16 protein-coding genes are annotated in these 16,325 nt (G+C 68.1%); 6 read left to right on the forward strand and 10 right to left on the reverse strand.

Translation table 11 applies throughout. The features are described 5' to 3' along the window. Nucleotides 1-47: 47 nt before the first annotated feature. Nucleotides 48-215 carry a DUF1427 family protein gene (locus WS49_RS25080; protein ID WP_059534375.1) on the reverse strand — a complete coding sequence of 56 codons (168 nt, stop codon included), beginning with the start codon at nt 213-215 and terminating at the stop codon, nt 48-50. A 169-nt stretch (nt 216-384) separates the two neighbouring features. After that, the gene (locus tag WS49_RS25085; protein WP_059534377.1) at nt 385-1,071 is read right to left on the reverse strand and encodes a hydrolase; all 687 of its coding nucleotides are present in this window, start codon (nt 1,069-1,071) and stop codon (nt 385-387) included. A gap of 308 nt (nt 1,072-1,379) precedes the next feature. Here WS49_RS25085 and WS49_RS25090 point away from each other — a divergent pair, with 308 nt between their 5' ends. Both WS49_RS25090 and WS49_RS25095 read left to right on the forward strand, forming a co-directional pair. Further along, a complete protein-coding gene (locus WS49_RS25090) occupies nt 1,380-1,661 on the forward strand; it encodes a XapX domain-containing protein (RefSeq protein ID WP_059534379.1) in 282 nt (93 codons plus the stop codon). A gap of 153 nt (nt 1,662-1,814) precedes the next feature. Beyond that, complete coding sequence (locus tag WS49_RS25095; RefSeq protein WP_059534380.1) at nt 1,815-2,723, forward strand: LysR family transcriptional regulator; 909 nt, start codon at nt 1,815-1,817, stop codon at nt 2,721-2,723. Nucleotides 2,724-2,749: 26 nt separating this feature from the next. Here WS49_RS25095 and WS49_RS25100 read toward each other — a convergent pair whose 3' ends face one another. The 3 genes from WS49_RS25100 to WS49_RS35310 form a co-directional block, all read right to left on the reverse strand. Continuing rightward, the gene (locus WS49_RS25100; protein ID WP_059534381.1) at nt 2,750-4,213 is read right to left on the reverse strand and encodes a mechanosensitive ion channel family protein; all 1,464 of its coding nucleotides are present in this window, start codon (nt 4,211-4,213) and stop codon (nt 2,750-2,752) included. Nucleotides 4,214-4,386: 173 nt separating this feature from the next. Beyond that, nucleotides 4,387-6,180 (reverse strand): ATP-binding protein, encoded by a 1,794-nt coding sequence (locus WS49_RS25105; protein WP_059534382.1) that lies wholly within the window; start codon nt 6,178-6,180, stop codon nt 4,387-4,389. A 193-nt stretch (nt 6,181-6,373) separates the two neighbouring features. Beyond that, nucleotides 6,374-6,679: a hypothetical protein gene (locus WS49_RS35310; RefSeq protein WP_156441448.1), complete on the reverse strand. Its 306-nt coding sequence runs from the start codon at nt 6,677-6,679 to the stop codon at nt 6,374-6,376. On the opposite strand from WS49_RS35310, the gene WS49_RS25110 reads away from it, so the two are divergent. Then, on the forward strand, nt 6,678-7,319 hold the full coding sequence (locus WS49_RS25110) for an HD domain-containing protein (RefSeq protein WP_059534383.1): 642 nt from the start codon (nt 6,678-6,680) through the stop codon (nt 7,317-7,319). The two genes, WS49_RS35310 and WS49_RS25110, sit on opposite strands and share 2 nt — an antisense overlap. A gap of 25 nt (nt 7,320-7,344) precedes the next feature. On the opposite strand, the gene WS49_RS25115 is transcribed toward WS49_RS25110, so the two are convergent. Next, nucleotides 7,345-7,770 carry a DUF3331 domain-containing protein gene (locus WS49_RS25115; protein WP_059534384.1) on the reverse strand — a complete coding sequence of 142 codons (426 nt, stop codon included), beginning with the start codon at nt 7,768-7,770 and terminating at the stop codon, nt 7,345-7,347. A 557-nt stretch (nt 7,771-8,327) separates the two neighbouring features. On the opposite strand from WS49_RS25115, the gene WS49_RS25120 reads away from it, so the two are divergent. Continuing rightward, on the forward strand, nt 8,328-9,149 hold the full coding sequence (locus WS49_RS25120) for an alpha/beta fold hydrolase (protein WP_179949138.1): 822 nt from the start codon (nt 8,328-8,330) through the stop codon (nt 9,147-9,149). 130 nt (nt 9,150-9,279) lie between these two features. On the opposite strand, the gene WS49_RS25125 is transcribed toward WS49_RS25120, so the two are convergent. Next, nucleotides 9,280-10,860: an MFS transporter gene (locus WS49_RS25125; protein WP_059534494.1), complete on the reverse strand. Its 1,581-nt coding sequence runs from the start codon at nt 10,858-10,860 to the stop codon at nt 9,280-9,282. An 83-nt stretch (nt 10,861-10,943) separates the two neighbouring features. On the opposite strand from WS49_RS25125, the gene WS49_RS25130 reads away from it, so the two are divergent. After that, nucleotides 10,944-11,972 carry an HlyD family secretion protein gene (locus WS49_RS25130; RefSeq protein WP_059534386.1) on the forward strand — a complete coding sequence of 343 codons (1,029 nt, stop codon included), beginning with the start codon at nt 10,944-10,946 and terminating at the stop codon, nt 11,970-11,972. After that, nucleotides 11,969-13,393: an efflux transporter outer membrane subunit gene (locus WS49_RS25135; RefSeq protein WP_059534387.1), complete on the forward strand. Its 1,425-nt coding sequence runs from the start codon at nt 11,969-11,971 to the stop codon at nt 13,391-13,393. Before WS49_RS25130 ends, WS49_RS25135 begins: the two co-directional genes overlap by 4 nt. Before the next feature lie 74 nt (nt 13,394-13,467). On the opposite strand, the gene WS49_RS25140 is transcribed toward WS49_RS25135, so the two are convergent. From WS49_RS25140 to WS49_RS35315, 3 genes are all read right to left on the reverse strand, one after another. Then, nucleotides 13,468-14,124: a response regulator transcription factor gene (locus WS49_RS25140; RefSeq protein ID WP_257127700.1), complete on the reverse strand. Its 657-nt coding sequence runs from the start codon at nt 14,122-14,124 to the stop codon at nt 13,468-13,470. Nucleotides 14,125-14,242: 118 nt separating this feature from the next. Beyond that, the gene (locus tag WS49_RS25145; protein ID WP_059534390.1) at nt 14,243-14,614 is read right to left on the reverse strand and encodes a response regulator transcription factor; all 372 of its coding nucleotides are present in this window, start codon (nt 14,612-14,614) and stop codon (nt 14,243-14,245) included. 55 nt (nt 14,615-14,669) lie between these two features. Continuing rightward, nucleotides 14,670-16,157: a winged helix-turn-helix domain-containing protein gene (locus WS49_RS35315; protein ID WP_059534392.1), complete on the reverse strand. Its 1,488-nt coding sequence runs from the start codon at nt 16,155-16,157 to the stop codon at nt 14,670-14,672. Nucleotides 16,158-16,325: the final 168 nt, after the last annotated feature.

A 16,325-nucleotide genomic window follows, 5' to 3' on the forward strand; every position in this document is an offset into this window, starting at 1 on the left:
GATCCGGTTGGGTCCCGGTTGCGGTCATGTGCATCACCTCGCTTCGATCAGAAGCCAAAGAGCTGTTTGAGGGTGGGAATGGCCTGCACGCCGATCACCATGCCGAGCAACCCGACCAGTGCGATCAGCGGCGGCGCGGGAGAGCGGACCTTGATTGCGCTGTAGATGACACCGATCAGCACGCCCGCACCAAGGGAAACCAGATAAGGTTCCATACGATCAATCTCCCGGACAAGTTGAAATGCAGGCCCTATGTCCTGGCAAACGCCGGGCGGACGGCATCGTGAATCATCACGGTTCGCCGTCCGCGTCGACGTATCGCCGATGCGGCGCGTCCGGATCGGACACGCCGCTTCGGCAGCGACAGTCGAGGACTGTCCGCGCTTACTTCGCCGGGACGGCCGGGATCGACTCGTGCGGCGTCGCGGTGCGCTGCGCGGCCTTGTGGACCATCGTGTACGCGTAGTCGACGCCCATGCCGTACGCGCCCGAATGTTCCTTCGCGATCGCCATCACGGCGTCGTACGTCTCGCGGTGCGCCCAGTCGCGCTGCCATTCGAGCAGCACTTGCTGCCAAGTGACCGGCACGACGCCCGCCTGCACCATCCGCTGCATCGCGAAGTCGTGCGCGGCCTGCGTCGTGCCGCCCGATGCGTCGGCGACCATGTAGATCTCGTAGTCGCCTTCGAGCATCGCGCAGAGCGCGAACGTCGTGTTGCAGACTTCCGTCCACAGGCCCGACACGACCACCTTCTTGCGGCCGTTCGCGGCCAGCGCGTCGCGCACCTTCTGGTCGTCCCACGAGTTCATCGACGTGCGTTCGAGCGTCTTCTGGTTCGGGAACACGTCGAGCAGTTCGGGATAGGTGTGACCCGAGAAGCTGTCGCTTTCGACGGTCGTGATCGTGGTCGGGATGTTGAATACCTTCGCGGCCTTCGCGAGACCGACGACGTTGTTCTTCAGCGTCTGGCGATCGATCGACTGAACGCCGAACGCCATCTGCGGCTGCTGGTCGATGAAGATCAGCTGGCTGTTGTGCGGAGTGAGTACTTCAAGCTTCGGGTTGCTCATGGCGGTGATGTCCTTTGACGCGGAGAAAAATGAGGCTCGCCTCGCCGACGAATCCGCGAGGCGTCCGATGCGCTGTGTCGGGAGGTTCGACAGCCGGCCCGCATCATTCAATACGCAAATTCGCGATCACGCCAATTAATCGTTCTGATCATCGCGATCCTCGAAATTCAGGCTTAAGAGATCTGAATCTGGTTGAATCGACACGCGACGAACGCACAGACCTGATAGGCTGAACCGAGACTTTCGGATCGACGCCAGATCGGTAGTTATCCAGATTTTTCACCCGGTCGTCACTCCATTCCAATTCCATGAAACCGTACACTGCTTCGCTTTTCGCCGGCATGCTCGCCGGCATCGTCTACGCGCTGATCGGCGTGCAATCGCCGGCGCCGCCGACCGTCGCCCTGATTGGCCTGCTGGGCATTCTGGTCGGCGAACAGATTCTTCCCGTCGCGCGGCGGATGGTCGGCGGAATCCGCCTCGGAACCGCGTGGAGCGACGCGAAGTGCAGCCAGCACATGTTCGGCGCGCTGCCCGGCGCCCACGCGTCCGACGCTGCCGCGAAGCGCCGCGAATCGACGCCGACCTGACCGGCATGCGCTGACCGGATGCGGCAACGCGTGTCGGCGCGCACGCTTGCGCGTTCCCGGCACGTCGGGCGATGCCTCGCCCGATCCGTATTGGATTCGGTGCCGCTTGACGCTAACATGACAGCCCGATGCCCTTCCCCCGTGGAATTCGCCATGAAGCTGTCCTTCGAAGCGCTCGAAGCACTGGACGCGATCGACCGCACCGGTACGTTCGCCGAAGCCGCGGAACTGTTGCACCGCGTACCGTCCGCGCTGACTTACCTCGTACAAAAGCTCGAGAGCGACCTCGACGTCGCGTTGTTCGACCGCAGCGGACGCCGGGCGCGGCTCACGCACGCGGGCCGCGTCGTCGTCGAGGAAGGCCGTCGGCTTCTGCATGCCGCCGAGCAGCTCGAACGCAAGGCGCAGCGCGCGCAGCAAGGCTGGGAAACCGAGGTCCGCATCTGCGTCGACGAGATCCTGCCCTTCGAGGCGATGTGGCCGTACGTGCATGCGTTCTACGGTCTCGAGATGGACACACGGCTGCGACTCTCCACCGAAGTGCTCGGCGGCACCTGGGATGCACTGATTTCGCGCCGTGCCGATCTGGTCGTCGGCGCGTCGGGCGAACCGCCGGAGCTGCCCGACATCGTGACGCGGCCGATCGGCACGCTCAGGCACGTGTTCGCGATCGCCCCCAACCATCCGCTCGCGGCGCTGCCGGAGCCGCTGTCGATGGCGTCGGTCGTCGAGCATCGCGGCGCGGTGATCTCCGATACCTCCCGCGAACTGCAGCCGCGTTCGGTCGCCGTCGATGCCGGGCAACCGTATCTCGCGGTGCCGACGCTCGCCGCGAAACTGGCCGCGCAATGCGAGGGACTCGCGGTGGGCACGCTCCCGGACTGCATCGCGGCACGCGCGATCGCCCAAGGCAGACTCGTCGCGCGCCAGGTGACCGGCATGCGCGACACGACCCATTGCTATATCGCGTGGCGCGGCGATGAAGCCGGACGCGCGCTGCACTGGTGGGTCGAGCAACTCGATCGCCCCGACCTCGTCGACCGCTTCACCGCGCTTGCCTGATTCCGCACCCGCGCCATGACACCGCGTCAGCCGAACGCATCGTGCAGGCGCTTCATCTCCTTCTCGAGCCACTCGATCAGATTGAACGACGCGTGAGCCTTCGCGGCCGGCGGGATCAGCATCCGCTCCTCGGTCGCGATGTGCTCGGTCAGCGATTCGCACATCAGCCGTCCCAGTTCGGGCTTCCTGGCGATCAGCGGCGACAGGTCGCGGCTGCTCAATTGATAGGCGGTCACGGCCGTCACCGCGTAGACGCTTGCATGAAGCCGCGTGCCGGCGAGCACGACGGACTGGCCGATCGCGTCGCCGGGCGCCATGCGCCTGACTTCGATGTCGCCGGCCGCGCCCGGCACGAACACCGACGCGACGCCGCTGCCGACGATGGTCAGCAGCCGCGCATCGGCATTCGACGCGTAGATCACCTCCCCCTTGTGGAACACGCGTGACGCCAGCGCGTCGGCCAGCACCGCCAGATCCGCGTCGTCGAGCTGCCGGAAGAGTTCGACCGCGCGCAACAGGCGCTGTCCCCGCGAAACCGCGCGATGCTCCGCGACGGTCCCGGCAAGCGGGCGCAACGCGACGTCCGCGGCGGCCAGGTGCCGATGGGTCAGATCGTAGAGGCGGTTGCGGACCTCGATCTTCTTCTGCAACGTGTCGACGTAACAGATGAGCTCGTATTCGATCGAGTTGGCCCTGAACGCCTTGACGACCGAGACCGGCGCGGGGCGCGTCAGCACGTCGAGCGAACTGGCGGCGGCGCGATCGAGCGCATCGACGACCACGGCGGGCCGCACGCCGGGATCGATCTCGATCGTCAGCGTCACGCCATGCACGCTCGCCGGCTCGCTCAGGTTGACGATCGTCGCCTTGGCCGCCGCGCTGTTCGGCACGACGACCAGATTGCCGAGGCCGTTGATCATCTTGGTCGCGCGCCAGTTGCTTTCGACGATGCGACCTTCGAGCTCGCCGATCGACACGGTGTCGCCGAGGCGAAACGGCTGCGTTGTGTTCAGGACCAGGCCCGAGAACACGTCGTTCAGCGTGTTCTGGAGCGCGAGGCCGAGGATGACCGCCACGGCGCCCGACGTCGCGACCACCCCGCTCAGCGGCAACCCGAGGACGTAGCCCAGCGCCGCGACGGCCGCGGCACCGAACACGGCGCCCGCCGCGATGTCGTGAAACAGCCGCTGGTTGCGCCACGCACGCGGCAGCAGCAGATGATCGAGCATCAGACTGAACACCAGCGCGCACTGCAGCCACCACGCGACGGCGATCGCCTGGATCGCTAGGCGGTCGAGGCGGTCGGGCGACGACGGCACCGCGAGCGGGCTCACGCCGGTCGAGAACAGCGCATAAGTCAACGCGGCGAACGACGCGCAGCGCCAGATCGCCTTCGTCGTCGAACGGCCGGCCCCAAGCAGCCGCCACGCAATCAGGTCGGCAAGAACGATCGGCGCGCCGTAGGCGACCGTGTCGGACAGGTTCGGCATGCTGGAATGGGCTGAGGGCGCGCTTCGCGACGGGCGGGGACCCTGCGCCGGCAGTCAGTGGCGTCGCGACAGCGATGAGCGGACAGTCCCCGCGCATGCAATGTAGACGCGCCGGCCGACCAGGTCCTGTATTCGGTCTGAAATGTTCTGAATGTGCCATCGGCACACGGGCGCTACGCGTCGCGCGGCGACACCTCGGCCTCGCCCGCCTCGAACCCGAGCGCATGCACGGCCGACCATGCGTCGTGCGCGATCTGCGTCGGCCGCGACGTATGGGCGAGCGCGGCCGCATACGCGGCCAGCAGCCGCACGCGCGCGTCGGCGTGCTCCGGTGTGTCGTCGAGATCGCGCATCGCGTCGAGCGCCGTGCGCGCCCGTTCGCGACATTCGTCCACGAGCGACAGGTCGAACAGGCACGGAACCGCGACCGCCGCCAGCGCGATGCCGACCCGTACGTCGCCGTTCGGCGAAAACGCCCAGTCGAGCGCCGCGCGCAGATTGCCGAGCTCGCGCCGGATCACGTCGAGCCGCGATTCGGCGAGCTGCCCGCCATCGTCGATGGGCGCGAGCCTGAACAGCGCGTGGAAGTAGTTCGCATGCGCAAGCGCCGCGGCCGCGCATTCGCCGTTGTTCTCGAGCTGCTGCAGCGCATAGGCGCGCGTCGTCGTCAGCAGCCGGTAGCGCGGCGTGCCGTGCGCGCCCTCCAGGCTCAGCAGCGATTTCGACACCAGGCCGGCGATCGTGTCGAGCAGGTCCGCGCCGGCCAGTCCCTTCGTGCCGACGATCTCCCGCACCGCGTCGATCGAGAAGCCGTCCCGGAACACGCCGAGCCAGCGCAACAGCAGACGCTCCGCGTCGCCGAGCAGGCGGTAGCTCCAGTCATACATCGCCTGCAGCGTCTGATGACGCGGCAACGCCGTGCGAAAACCGCCGGTCAGCAATCGGAAATGGTCGTCGAGATGCGCGGCGAGTACGTCGATGCCGAGCACGGCCGCGCGGGCCGCGGCCAGTTCGATCGCGAGCGGCAGGCCGTCGAGACGCCGGCAGACCGACGCCATCAGCGTCAGGCTGCGTTCGTCGAGCGGAAAGCGCGGGTCGGCGGCGCGGGCGCGCGCCGAGAACAGCTGCACCGCGCTTGCGCCCACGATCGCGCGTTCGTCCGCGCCCTCGTCGGGCACCTCGAGCGGCAAAACCGGACACAGTCGCTCGCCCTGGATGCGCAGCGCCTCGCGGCTCGTCGCGAGCACGCGAAGGCCGGCATCCGCCTCGGTCAGCGCGGTCGCGATCCGCGCCGCGGCGTCGAGCAGATGTTCGCAATTGTCGAGCACCAGCAACATCCGCCGATGCGCGACGCTGGCGAGCACCGCCTCGAGCGTCAGCGATCCCGCCGGCTGCGCGAGCTCGAACGCGCCGGCCAGCGCGTCGGGTACGAACTGCGGGCACGCCACCGTGGCGAGCGACACGAACGCGGCGCCGTCCGGAAAGCTCGCCTCGGCGCGCATGGCCGCTTCCAGCGCAACCCGCGTCTTGCCGATGCCGCCGGCGCCGACCAGCGTCACGACACGTGCGGTGTCGAGCGCGGCCAGGACCTCGGCGACCGTCTGTTCCCGGCCAATGAGTTCCGTCGGCGCCTGCGCGAGCCGCGACGTCGCGGGACGCACGGGCGCCGCGCGCTCGGCTTGCCCGCCCACCAGCCGGTAGCCGCGCCCCGGCACCGTGACGATCAGGTTCCGGTCGCCGCCCAGCGCCTTGCGCAACGCGGCGACATGCACCTGCAGGTTGTTTTCCTCCACGACCGTGTGCGGCCACACGCGCTGCATGATCTCGTCCTTCGACACCAATGCGCCGTTCGCCCGAATCAGGAGTTCGAGAATTTCGAATGCGCGACTGCCGATTCTCAGCAGTTTGCCGTTCGAGCGAATTTCACGTCTGTCGAGAAAGACGTGAAGCGTTCCAATCCGGATCATGTGAATTCTTAATCGTTTCCATTCGTCGATGCCCTGTCGGAAATGACACCGCTACCGTGCCAATGCTACGGCATTCGCTTCGAACAATGATTCAAATTATCAGAACACAATGAACAAATTTTTTGAATCGATGAAATTCGCGAGCACCGCCGACGGGACGGCCTTTGTTCTCGCACCCGCGCAGGATCGCGCATCACGGCGTCCGGCAGCACCGCCGATACGCGAAATAGTGATTTACCGATGAATTCTTTTCCGGCAGCAAAACCCGGTTATTCCAGCTTCGCTTTGGCAACCCGTCGTTTGCCGTGGCGAATCGAATGAATTGCGTTAATGTTCCGGAAAAGATGACTCGCGGCATTTTGGTGAAACCGATTCCCATCCCGCCGGTCGGGCGATTTTCCCTTTCAGAATGATTCAGGCCGCGCTCAAGACAATCGGCGGCGCGGCGCGAGACGATGGGCACCGGACAACCACCGTCACGCCGCGAGGAGGCGACCATGGGCCACCGCATCGCCGGCATCCTGATTCCCGACAGCGCGATCGCGCGCGAAGCGGCCGCGATCGCGCGGGCCGGCGAGCCTGAACTCCTGTTCCGGCATGCGATGCGCGTGTTCGCCTTTGCATCGGTCATCGGCACGCGTCGCGGCATCGCCTTCGATGCCGAGCTCCTGTACGTCGCCGCGCTATTCCACGACATCGGACTGACCGAAGGCCACCGCGACTCGCACCGGCGCTACGAAATCGACGGCGCGAACGTCGCGCGCGCATTCCTCAACGGATACGGCGTTGCCGCCGAAGACGCGGCCGAGGTATGGCGCGCGATCGCGCTGCACACGTCCTTCGGCCTTCATCCTCACATGACGCCGCTGACCGCATTGCTCGGCGCCGGCATCGAGACGGATCTCTTCGCGCGTCATTTCGACGAGGTGAGCTGCGCCGAACGCAACGAGATCGTGAACGCCTGGCCGCGCGGCCCGTGCTTCAAGGAGCTGTTCCTCGAAGCGCTCGCCGCGGGCACCGCGCATCGCCCCGAGACCGCATTCGGCAACGTATGCGCCGACGCGCTCGAGCGTTGCGACCCGGACTATCGTCGGACGAATTTCTGCGGCTTGGTGCTCGGGTCGAAATGGGCGGACTGAGCACGGCCGGCCGTGCCCGCCGCGGTCATGAACGGGGCAGCCTGACGATGAACCGGTCCAGCTCGGACGCGAGGATCGCCTCCCGATAGTTCGCGGGACGCTTGGCGCCGCGCCATTGCGGTTTGTAGATCGCGTCGCCGGTGCGAATCGTCGTGCCGGTCAGCGCGCAGCGTCCGGCGCTGCGCGACTTGGCGCTGATCCAGCGCTGCTCGTCGTAGCGACAGCGCGTCGGATCGCTCCACGATATCAACACCGACGAATCGGTCTGCCGCTCGACCGCGACGATCGCGCACCGGCGGCGCGCATCGCCGCTCGACGCGGGCGGCGCCTCGTCGCGATGGCAGCGGCGCGCGGCGTCCGCGTCGCGAAGCTGCGACAACGCATTGCGACTCACGGCGGGCGACGGGTCGAGCAGTGTCATCACGTGTTCCCAGCGATTGAAGGCGTTCATGGCAACGTATCCAGGCAAATGGCGACGGGCCGGACGCATCACCCCCGGGCACATCGCGGTCGTCATCCGCCGCCGCGAACTGGCACGATCCGCGACACGATGACCTGACCTTGACGATAGCGGGCCGCCGCTAAAGAGTCTTGATGCCGGGCTTAATTTTTCTGACCGGTGCATTCATGCGTCGCGCGACACGCGCCGCGGCCGCATTCATGACAATTCAGCGCGATTTCAGTACAGGACGCGAGGCCGCGCGATAGGCTCCTGTCCGCATTCGTTCGCTACGTTGCGCGCCCGCGGGCGCGAACGCGAACGCATGCCGGCTGCCGGCGCGATCGCCGCAGGCGGGCAGATCCGACCCAACCAACCAGCGCGGCACCGTTCCACCGCACGTTCAAGGAGTTCCCATGCGTCCCGCAGATATCGACGCCGTTCCCTCGGCGCGTCGCCGAGACATGTTGCTGGCCGGCGCGACCGCCGTTGCCGCCGCCACGCTGCCGGCCGCCGCTGCCGCCGCCGCGCCCAAACACGCCGCTTCCGCCCATCAAGGAGCCCATGCGATGAACACGATCACCACGAAAGACGGTACCCAGATTTACTTCAAGGACTGGGGCAGCGGCCGCCCGGTCGTCTTCTCGCACGGCTGGCCGCTGTGCGCCGATGCGTGGGACGCGCAGATGCTGTTCCTCGTGCAGCACGGCTTCCGCGTGATCGCGCACGACCGGCGCGGTCACGGCCGCTCGAGCCAGCCGTCGCAAGGCAACGACATGGACACGTATGCGGACGATCTGGCGGCGCTGATGAATGCGCTGGACCTGCGTGAGGCCACGCTCGTCGGCCACTCCACCGGCGGCGGTGAAGTCGCGCACTACATCGGGCGCCACGGCACGAAGCGCGTGTCGAAGGCCGTGCTGATCGGCGCGGTGCCGCCGCAGATGGTGAAATCGGCCTCCAATCCGGGCGGCCTGCCGATGGAGGTATTCGACGGCATCCGCAAGAACGTCGCCGAGAACCGTTCGCAGTTCTACAAGGATCTCGCCGTGCCGTTCTTCGGCTACAACCGCCCGAACGCCAAGGCGTCGCAAGGCACGATCGACGCATTCTGGGCGCAGGGCATGATGGGCGGCGTGCACGGCCAGTATCTGTGCGTCAAGGAATTCTCCGAGGTCGACTACACCGAGGACCTGAAGAAGATCGACGTCCCGACGCTGATCCTGCACGGCGACGACGACCAGATCGTGCCGATCGACGATTCGGCGCGGTTGTCCGCGAAGATCGTGAAGCACGCGCAGTTGAAGGTGATTCCCGGCGGATCGCACGGGATGTGCGTCGTCAATGCCGACCTGATCAATGCCGAACTGCTCGCGTTCCTGAAGGCGTAAGCGTCGCGGCACGGCGCGCCCGGCCATTGCGCCGGCGCGCGCTTCAGCAAGATTCAGGATTTTTCAGGCCGGCACCATTTCGTTGCGGCGAGCGCGATCGCCTAGATCGTCGCTGCGCGATGGCGGGTGCTTACGGCGCGCGCGCCGGCCTGAGCAGCATGCCGATCATCACCCCTGCAACCGCGACCGCCATCGCGACCCGGAAATTGTCGGCCAGCGCGAGCGTGGTCGCCTGGACCCGGACCGCCCGGTCGAGCAGCGCATAGGCCGCCTGGTCGCCTGCCGCGAAGGTGGCGCCGTGCGACACCAGCGAGGCCGCGCCGGCCCGCAGGCGGTCGAGCGTTTGCGGATCCGACAGCGTGACATGCAGACCGACGAGATTCGAATGGGTAGCTTCCATGATGCGCTGGATCACCGAGATCGACGTCGTGCCGAGCTGCCCGCTCAGCAGGCGCGTCGTCTGCACGACGGCGCCGAACGTCAGCGCGTGCTCAGCCGTCACGTGCTTGCCGAAGAAGTAGATGACCGACGTGAGCGCCATCGTCTGCCCGAGCGCCTGGAGCAACTGCGACGGGATGAAGTCGGGTTCGGCCCAGGCGGACGTGAGACGCGCGCCGAGCGCGAACGCAACCGCCACCATCAGGAAGCCGGCCACGATCATCCGGCGCGGATCGACACGCTGCAGCAGCCACGCGACGCACGGCGCGAACAGCAGTTGCGGAATCGCGATCCAGCGCAGCGTATCGCCGATCTGCAGCGGACGCAGCCCGTAGGTGCTCGCGAGAAACACCGACGGGATGAAGCTCGTATTGAGCACGGTGAAGCGCACGAGGCCGACGAGCACGATCAGCCATGCGATGTTGGGCCGCGCGAGGTAGCCGAGATCGATCCCGGCGCGCCGGGACGTGAGCTCGTGAATCAGGAATGCGGCAACCATCAGGATGCCGATGCACAGCAGCGCGACGATCAACGGCGACTGGAACCAGAACAGCCGTTCGCCCTGATCGAGCGCGATGCACAGGCACGTGAATCCGCCGGCGCCGAGCAGCATGCCGCGCGCGTCCATACCGGACGCGAAACGCTTGATCGGCTCGTTCGACAGCGACAGCAGCAGGCAGACGATGAACGGAAGCGTCAGCAGCGCGTTTTGCCAGAACAGCCAGCGCCAGCTCAAATGTTCGCTGTACCAACCTTCGAGCGTCGCGGACAGGTTCAGCGACATCTCGAGGTTCATCGCATACGCGGCGATACCGAACGGAATGAGTCGCGGCGGCAGCGTGCGGACGACGAAGCCGACGGTCAGCGGCACGAACACGCCGGACGCGAAGCCGGCGAGGCTCTGGAACACGATGAACGTGCCGAAGTTCGTGCACAGCGGCAGCACGCTTTCGACGACGAGAAACACCGACGCGCCCGCCAGCAGCACGCGGCGCGTGCCGAACACGAAGGCCGCCGCGATCGCGAGCGGGCCGACGAACATCTGCGATGCGGTGAACGCCGTGTTGATCCACGCGCCTTCGTCGAACCCGACGCCGAGCGCGCCGCGCACGTCGGCGAGCCCGAGCGACGTGATGCGCGACGTCAGCGTCGCGATGATCGCGCCGAGCAGCACGGACGCGATCGCGGCGATCGAGCGAAACGTCGGTATGTCGGTGGCCGGCGCGGCGGCCGGCCCCGGTGTCGCGCCGCCGGGGGCGAACGTGGTGTTCATCGTCGAGTGGTTTCCACACATGAGGCTCGCGCAAGCATAGCGCGATGCGAAAAAAAACGTCTGTTCGATGGAGTATCCCGACCATGACCCCGAACCCGCCGGACGCACCGTCCCCACCCGCCGCGCGCTCACGCATGTGGCCGATCGTCCTGATCGCCGGTTGCGCGCTGCTGCTCGTCGCGTTGCTCATCTACGAATTCGATGCGCATGAGCGCGGCACCGACGACGCCTACGTGACAGGGCACCTGCACGTGATCTCGCCGCGCGTGGCGGGCACGGTCGAGCGCGTGCTGGTGGACGACAACCGCTTCGTGCACGCGGGCGAGCCGCTCGTCCGCCTCGACCCGCGCGACTTCGACGTGCGCGTCGCGCTGCAGCGGGCGCGCGTCGCGCAGGCACACGCCGACGCGAGCCGTGCGAAGGCGCTGGTCGAGCAAGCCGACGCGACGCGCGTGTCGGCGCACGCGGACGCCGAGAAGGCAGAACTCGATTACGCACGCGCATGCGAGCTGACCCGCGAAACGCCGCGCGGGTTGTCGCAGCAGGAATTCGATGCCGCCAACGCGGCGCGCACGTCCGCCCGCGCGCGCGTCGCCGCCGCCGACGCGCAGCAGCGCGGCGCGCAGGCCGCGTGGCAGGCCGCCGCCGCCGTGTCGAACCAGAACGACGCCGAGCTGCGCGACGCGGAGCTTCAGTTGCAATACACGACGGTCGTCGCGCCGTCGGACGGCTACGTCGGCAAGAAGACCGTCGAGACCGGCGAACACGTCGCGCCCGGCCAGGCGCTGCTGACGCTCGTCGAGCCGCACCCGTGGGTGGTCGCGAATTTCCGCGAGACCCAGCTGCGGCACGTGCGCACCGGCGACGTCGTGCAGTTGCGCTTCGACGCGCTGCCGGACCGGACCTTCAGCGGACACGTCGACAGCCTGTCGCCCGCGACCGGCGGGCAGTTTGCCCTGTTGCCGCCCGACAACGCGACCGGCAACTTCACGAAGGTCACGCAGCGGGTGCCCGTCAAGATCCTGCTCGACGGCCAGGCGTCGAGCGAGCCGCGCATCCGGCCCGGCCTGTCGGTCGTCGTCACGCTGCAGCGCGAGCGCACGCGGCCATGATCCGCATCGCCGCCTTGTTCGCCGCCGGCCTGCTGGGCGCGTGCACGATCGCGCCTCGGCCGCTCGCGCCCGTGCCGGTCGGATCCGACCGGTTTCGCCACGCCGATGCGGCACACGAACCCGCAACGCCGCTCGCCGAATGGCCCGCGTGGTTCGACGCACCGCCGCTCGTCGCGCTCATCGATGCCGCGCTCGCCGGCAATCCCGACATCCGCGCCGCCGCGGCGCGCGTTGATCAGGCGCAGGCGCTGCTCGGCGTACGCGAAGCCGCGTTGGCGCCCACCGTCGGCGTCGCGCCGTCGTTCAGCCGCGCGCGCGTGTCGGGCACGGTCGACAACGCCTTGCCGAAACGCACGATGCACAACTGGTCGGTGCCGTTCAACGCGAGCTACGAAGTCGATCTGTGGGGGCGTCTGCGCGGCGACGCCGAGATCGGCCGGCAGAACGTGCTGCAGGCGGATGCCGATCGCGCGGCGGTGCGCCTGCGCGTCGCGACCGACGTCGCGGCCGACTACCTGACGCTCCATTTCGTCGAACAGGATCTCGCGACGCTCGCGCGCGCGATCGAGCTGCGGCGCACCGCGCTCGACGTGATCGCCGCGCGCGTGCGGGCCGGCGCGGCGAGCGATCTCGACGCGCTGCGCGCATCGGCCGATCTCGATACGGCACGCGCGGATCTCGCGGACAGCAGGCGGCTGCGCGAAAACCTCGTCGATGCGCTCGCCGTGCTGACCGGCGTGTCGCCGACCGCATTCGCCGTCGCGCCGACCGCATCGGCCGTTCGCGTGCCGGACGTGCCGCCCGGCCTGCCGTCGACCCTGCTCGCGCAACGGCCTGACGTCTACGCGGCCGCGCGCCGTGTCGACGCGGCATCGCTCGACATCGACGTCGCCCGCACCGCGTGGCTGCCGACCTTGACGCTGACCGCGCAGGGCGGTTTCGCCAGCCGCGATCTCGGCACGTTTCTCGATCGCAACAGTTCGCTGTGGGGACTCGGCGCGAGCGTCGCCGAAACGCTGTTCGACGGCGGCAAGCGCGACGCCGCGGTGGCCGCCGCGACGGCGGGCGCCGACGTCGCCGACGCGAACTATCGCGCAACCGCGCTCGGCGCGCTGCGCGAGGTTCAGGATGCGCTCAACGACATCGCCGCGCAGAAGGAGCGGATCGTGCGCTACGACGGCGCGGCGCGCGCCACCGAGGCGGCGGCGCGGTTGTCGCTGAGCCGTTACGCGCACGGCTACGTCAGCTATCTGGAAGTCATCGACGCGGACCGCGATGCATTGAGCGCGCAGCGCCAGCTGATTCACAGCCGTCAGGCGCTGGCCATCGCGACGGTCGGTCTCGTGCGCGCGCTGGGCGGCGGGTGGACACCGCCGGCGTCGGCGCCGACGGGCGACGCGCATCGCGCCGGGCCGTTCTGAAAATGCCTGAACGTGCGTTCCGCCGTCGCTGGCGCACGCCGATGCCGTCGCATCGAACGCCCCGGCGCGCCCGCTCAGTCGCCCGCGCCGGCCGGACGCACGCCGAGCGCCTCGGCCTGGCGCACGAGATCCGGCAGCGTGCGGACCTGCATCTTCTTCATCACCTGCGCACGATGCACCTTCACCGTGATTTCCTGCAGCCCGAGATTCGACGCGATCTGCTTGTTCATCAGGCCCGCGATCACCTGGCTCATGACTTCGCGTTCGCGCGGCGTCAACGACGCATAGGCCTGCCGCACCACATCCAGCGCGCGCTCGCGCGCGAGGCGTTCGCCGTCGCGGGCCAGTGCACGGCCGACAGCATCGAGCATCGTCTCGTCGTCGAACGGCTTCGTCAGGAAATCGAGCGCGCCGCCCTTCATGGCCTTCACGGTGGTCGGTACGTCGCCGTAACCCGTCATGAACAGGATCGGCACGTTCAGGCCCGCGCGCACCGCTTCCTCCTGAACGGCGAGCCCGCTCTCGTCGGCAAGGCGCACGTCGAGGATCAGGCAGCTCGGCACGTCGGGCCGCTCGAAGGCGAGGAACGCGCGCGACGTCGCGAACGTCTCGACGCGAAATCCCGCCGAGCGCAACAGCGCGCTCAGTGCGCGCCGCAGCGTGTCGTCGTCGTCGACCACATAGACGATCGGCGCGGGATCGCCCGCGCCCTGGTTGCGGTTCGAAGTCATATCCGGCGTGCTCGCCATCGCATTCCCTGTGTAGTCATCCGCTTCATTATCGAATGATAAACCGAGAAAAATCCGGGCGGCTACGCCTGAACGCGCGACGTGACGGCCGGCGGGCCGCTCACGCGGGCGGCGCGCCGGATGCGACCTGATCGATCAGGTTGAGCATGTCGTCAGACGGAAACGGCTTGCGCAGGAACGCGACCGCGCCTTGCGCGAGCGCCCGGCGGACCGACTCGTCGTCGCCGTGCGCCGACATCAGGATGACCGGAAGCGCCGCGTTGCGCTGTGCCAGCAGGCGCTGGACGTCGAGACCGCCCATCCCTTTCATCTTCAGGTCGAGCAGCACGCACGCCGCGTCGTCCAGCGGGCCGGCCGCGAGGAATTCCTCGCCCGACGCGAATGGCAATGCGGTATGGCCCGCCGATTTCAGCAGGCTGGCAAGACTCTTTCGGACCGACGCATCGTCATCGATGATGCAAACAAGGGCCATGAAATAAGAACCGGAAAATTGTGTCTATCGAGAACATCGCCGTGCGCCCCGGAGGTCACGCCCACGCCCCGGCAAGCAGCATGGGTTGCGCCGACGCGTCGGCCGGCGCGGGGTGCGGCGTGTCCGCGATCGTGTCGGCCGCGAACGACGCGCACCGCGCATGGAGGCGCCCGGCCTCGCCCGACTCCGCCAGCTTCTCGAGCGCGTATGCGCGCACGACCTCGAGCAGCGAGTAACGCTTCGACAGCCCGACGGAATGGACGACCAGAAGCGATTTCGATGCCAGGCCGACGAGCGCGTCGAGCACCTCCTCCGCACCCAGTTCGTCGCAGGCGGCGAGCGCGCAGGCCGCGTCGAGCCGGAACGCATCCGGAAACACCGCGAGACGGCACAGCACCGTGCGCTCCATGTCGTCGAGCAACCGATAACTCCACTCGATGGTGGCCCTGAGGGTCTGCTGCCGCGGGTGGGCCGTGCGCAGGCCGCCGGACAGCGACAGCACGGACTTGTCGAGATCCGCCGCCAGCCCCTGGATGCCGAGCGACGCGACACGGGCCGCCCCGAGCTCGAGCGCAAGCGGCAGGCCGCTCAGGCGGCGGCAGATGGTCGCGATCGCGTCGAGGGTCTTCGCATCGCACGGAAGGTCCGTCCCCATCGCGCGCGCGCGCGCCAGGAACATCCGGACCGCGCCGCTCGCGACGATATCGCCGGCGTTCGCGCCGGCCGGCGGCACCGACAGCGGACCGACGCGATAGACCCGCTCGCCCGCGACACGCAACGGCTCCCGGCTCGTCACGACGAGTATCGCGCCCGGATTCGCGTCCGCGATCGCTTCGCTCAGATCCGCCAGATCGTCGACGTACGGCTCGGCATTGTCGAATACCAGCACGACGCGCTGCTCGCCGATCGCCCGCACGACATCGGCGGGCCCCGCGGTCGCGCCGCCCGGCAGGTCGAGCGCGCCCAGCACCGCGGATGCCGGCGTCGCGCCGGCCTGCAGGCCGGCCAGATCGACCCGGGCCATCTCGATCCCGCGCGCCGCCGACCAGGCCGTCGCGACCTCCAGCGCCAGATGCGTCTTGCCGACGCCGCCGGGGCCGACCAGCGTGACGAGCGCCTCGCGCTCGAGCAGCTCGTGCAGCTGGGCCGCTTCCGTCTCACGACCAATCATCGGACATTTGCGCGGCGCGGCGCTCGTGCGGGCAGCACCCGCCGATTCGAACGCGATCGGCCGACGATCGTCATGCGTCCGGTCGGCCGGCGGCGCGAGCCGGTAGCCGCGCCCCGATTCGGTCCGGATCCACCCGTGCTTGCCGCCGAACAGCTTGCGCAGCGTCGAGATGTGGACCTGGATGTTGTTCTCGACCACGACCGTGTGCGGCCACACGGCCTGCATGATCTCGTCCTTCGACACCAGCCGGCCGGCCGCCTTCACCAGCAGCTCGAGGATCTCGAATGCCCGGGCGCCGATATACCGGGGCTGCCCGTCGACGCAGACCTCGCGGCATTCAAGGGAAACTGTCACCTGCCCGAACGTGTACATGATCCGCACTCGCTTATGCTGCGTGGCACCTTGCGCCGCCTCGCGAGACGACGCGCTCCTGGGTTGCCCGTCCGGCCGTGCCAAGGCAGGCCGGAAGGCTCGACCGTATCGTAGGTCGCAACCGGCGCCGCGAACATTATCCATAGGTTTAGTCCGGCATGGGCCGGT

The organism is Burkholderia sp. RF7-non_BP4 (genome assembly GCF_001521935.1).
Taxonomy (GTDB): domain Bacteria; phylum Pseudomonadota; class Gammaproteobacteria; order Burkholderiales; family Burkholderiaceae; genus Burkholderia; species Burkholderia diffusa.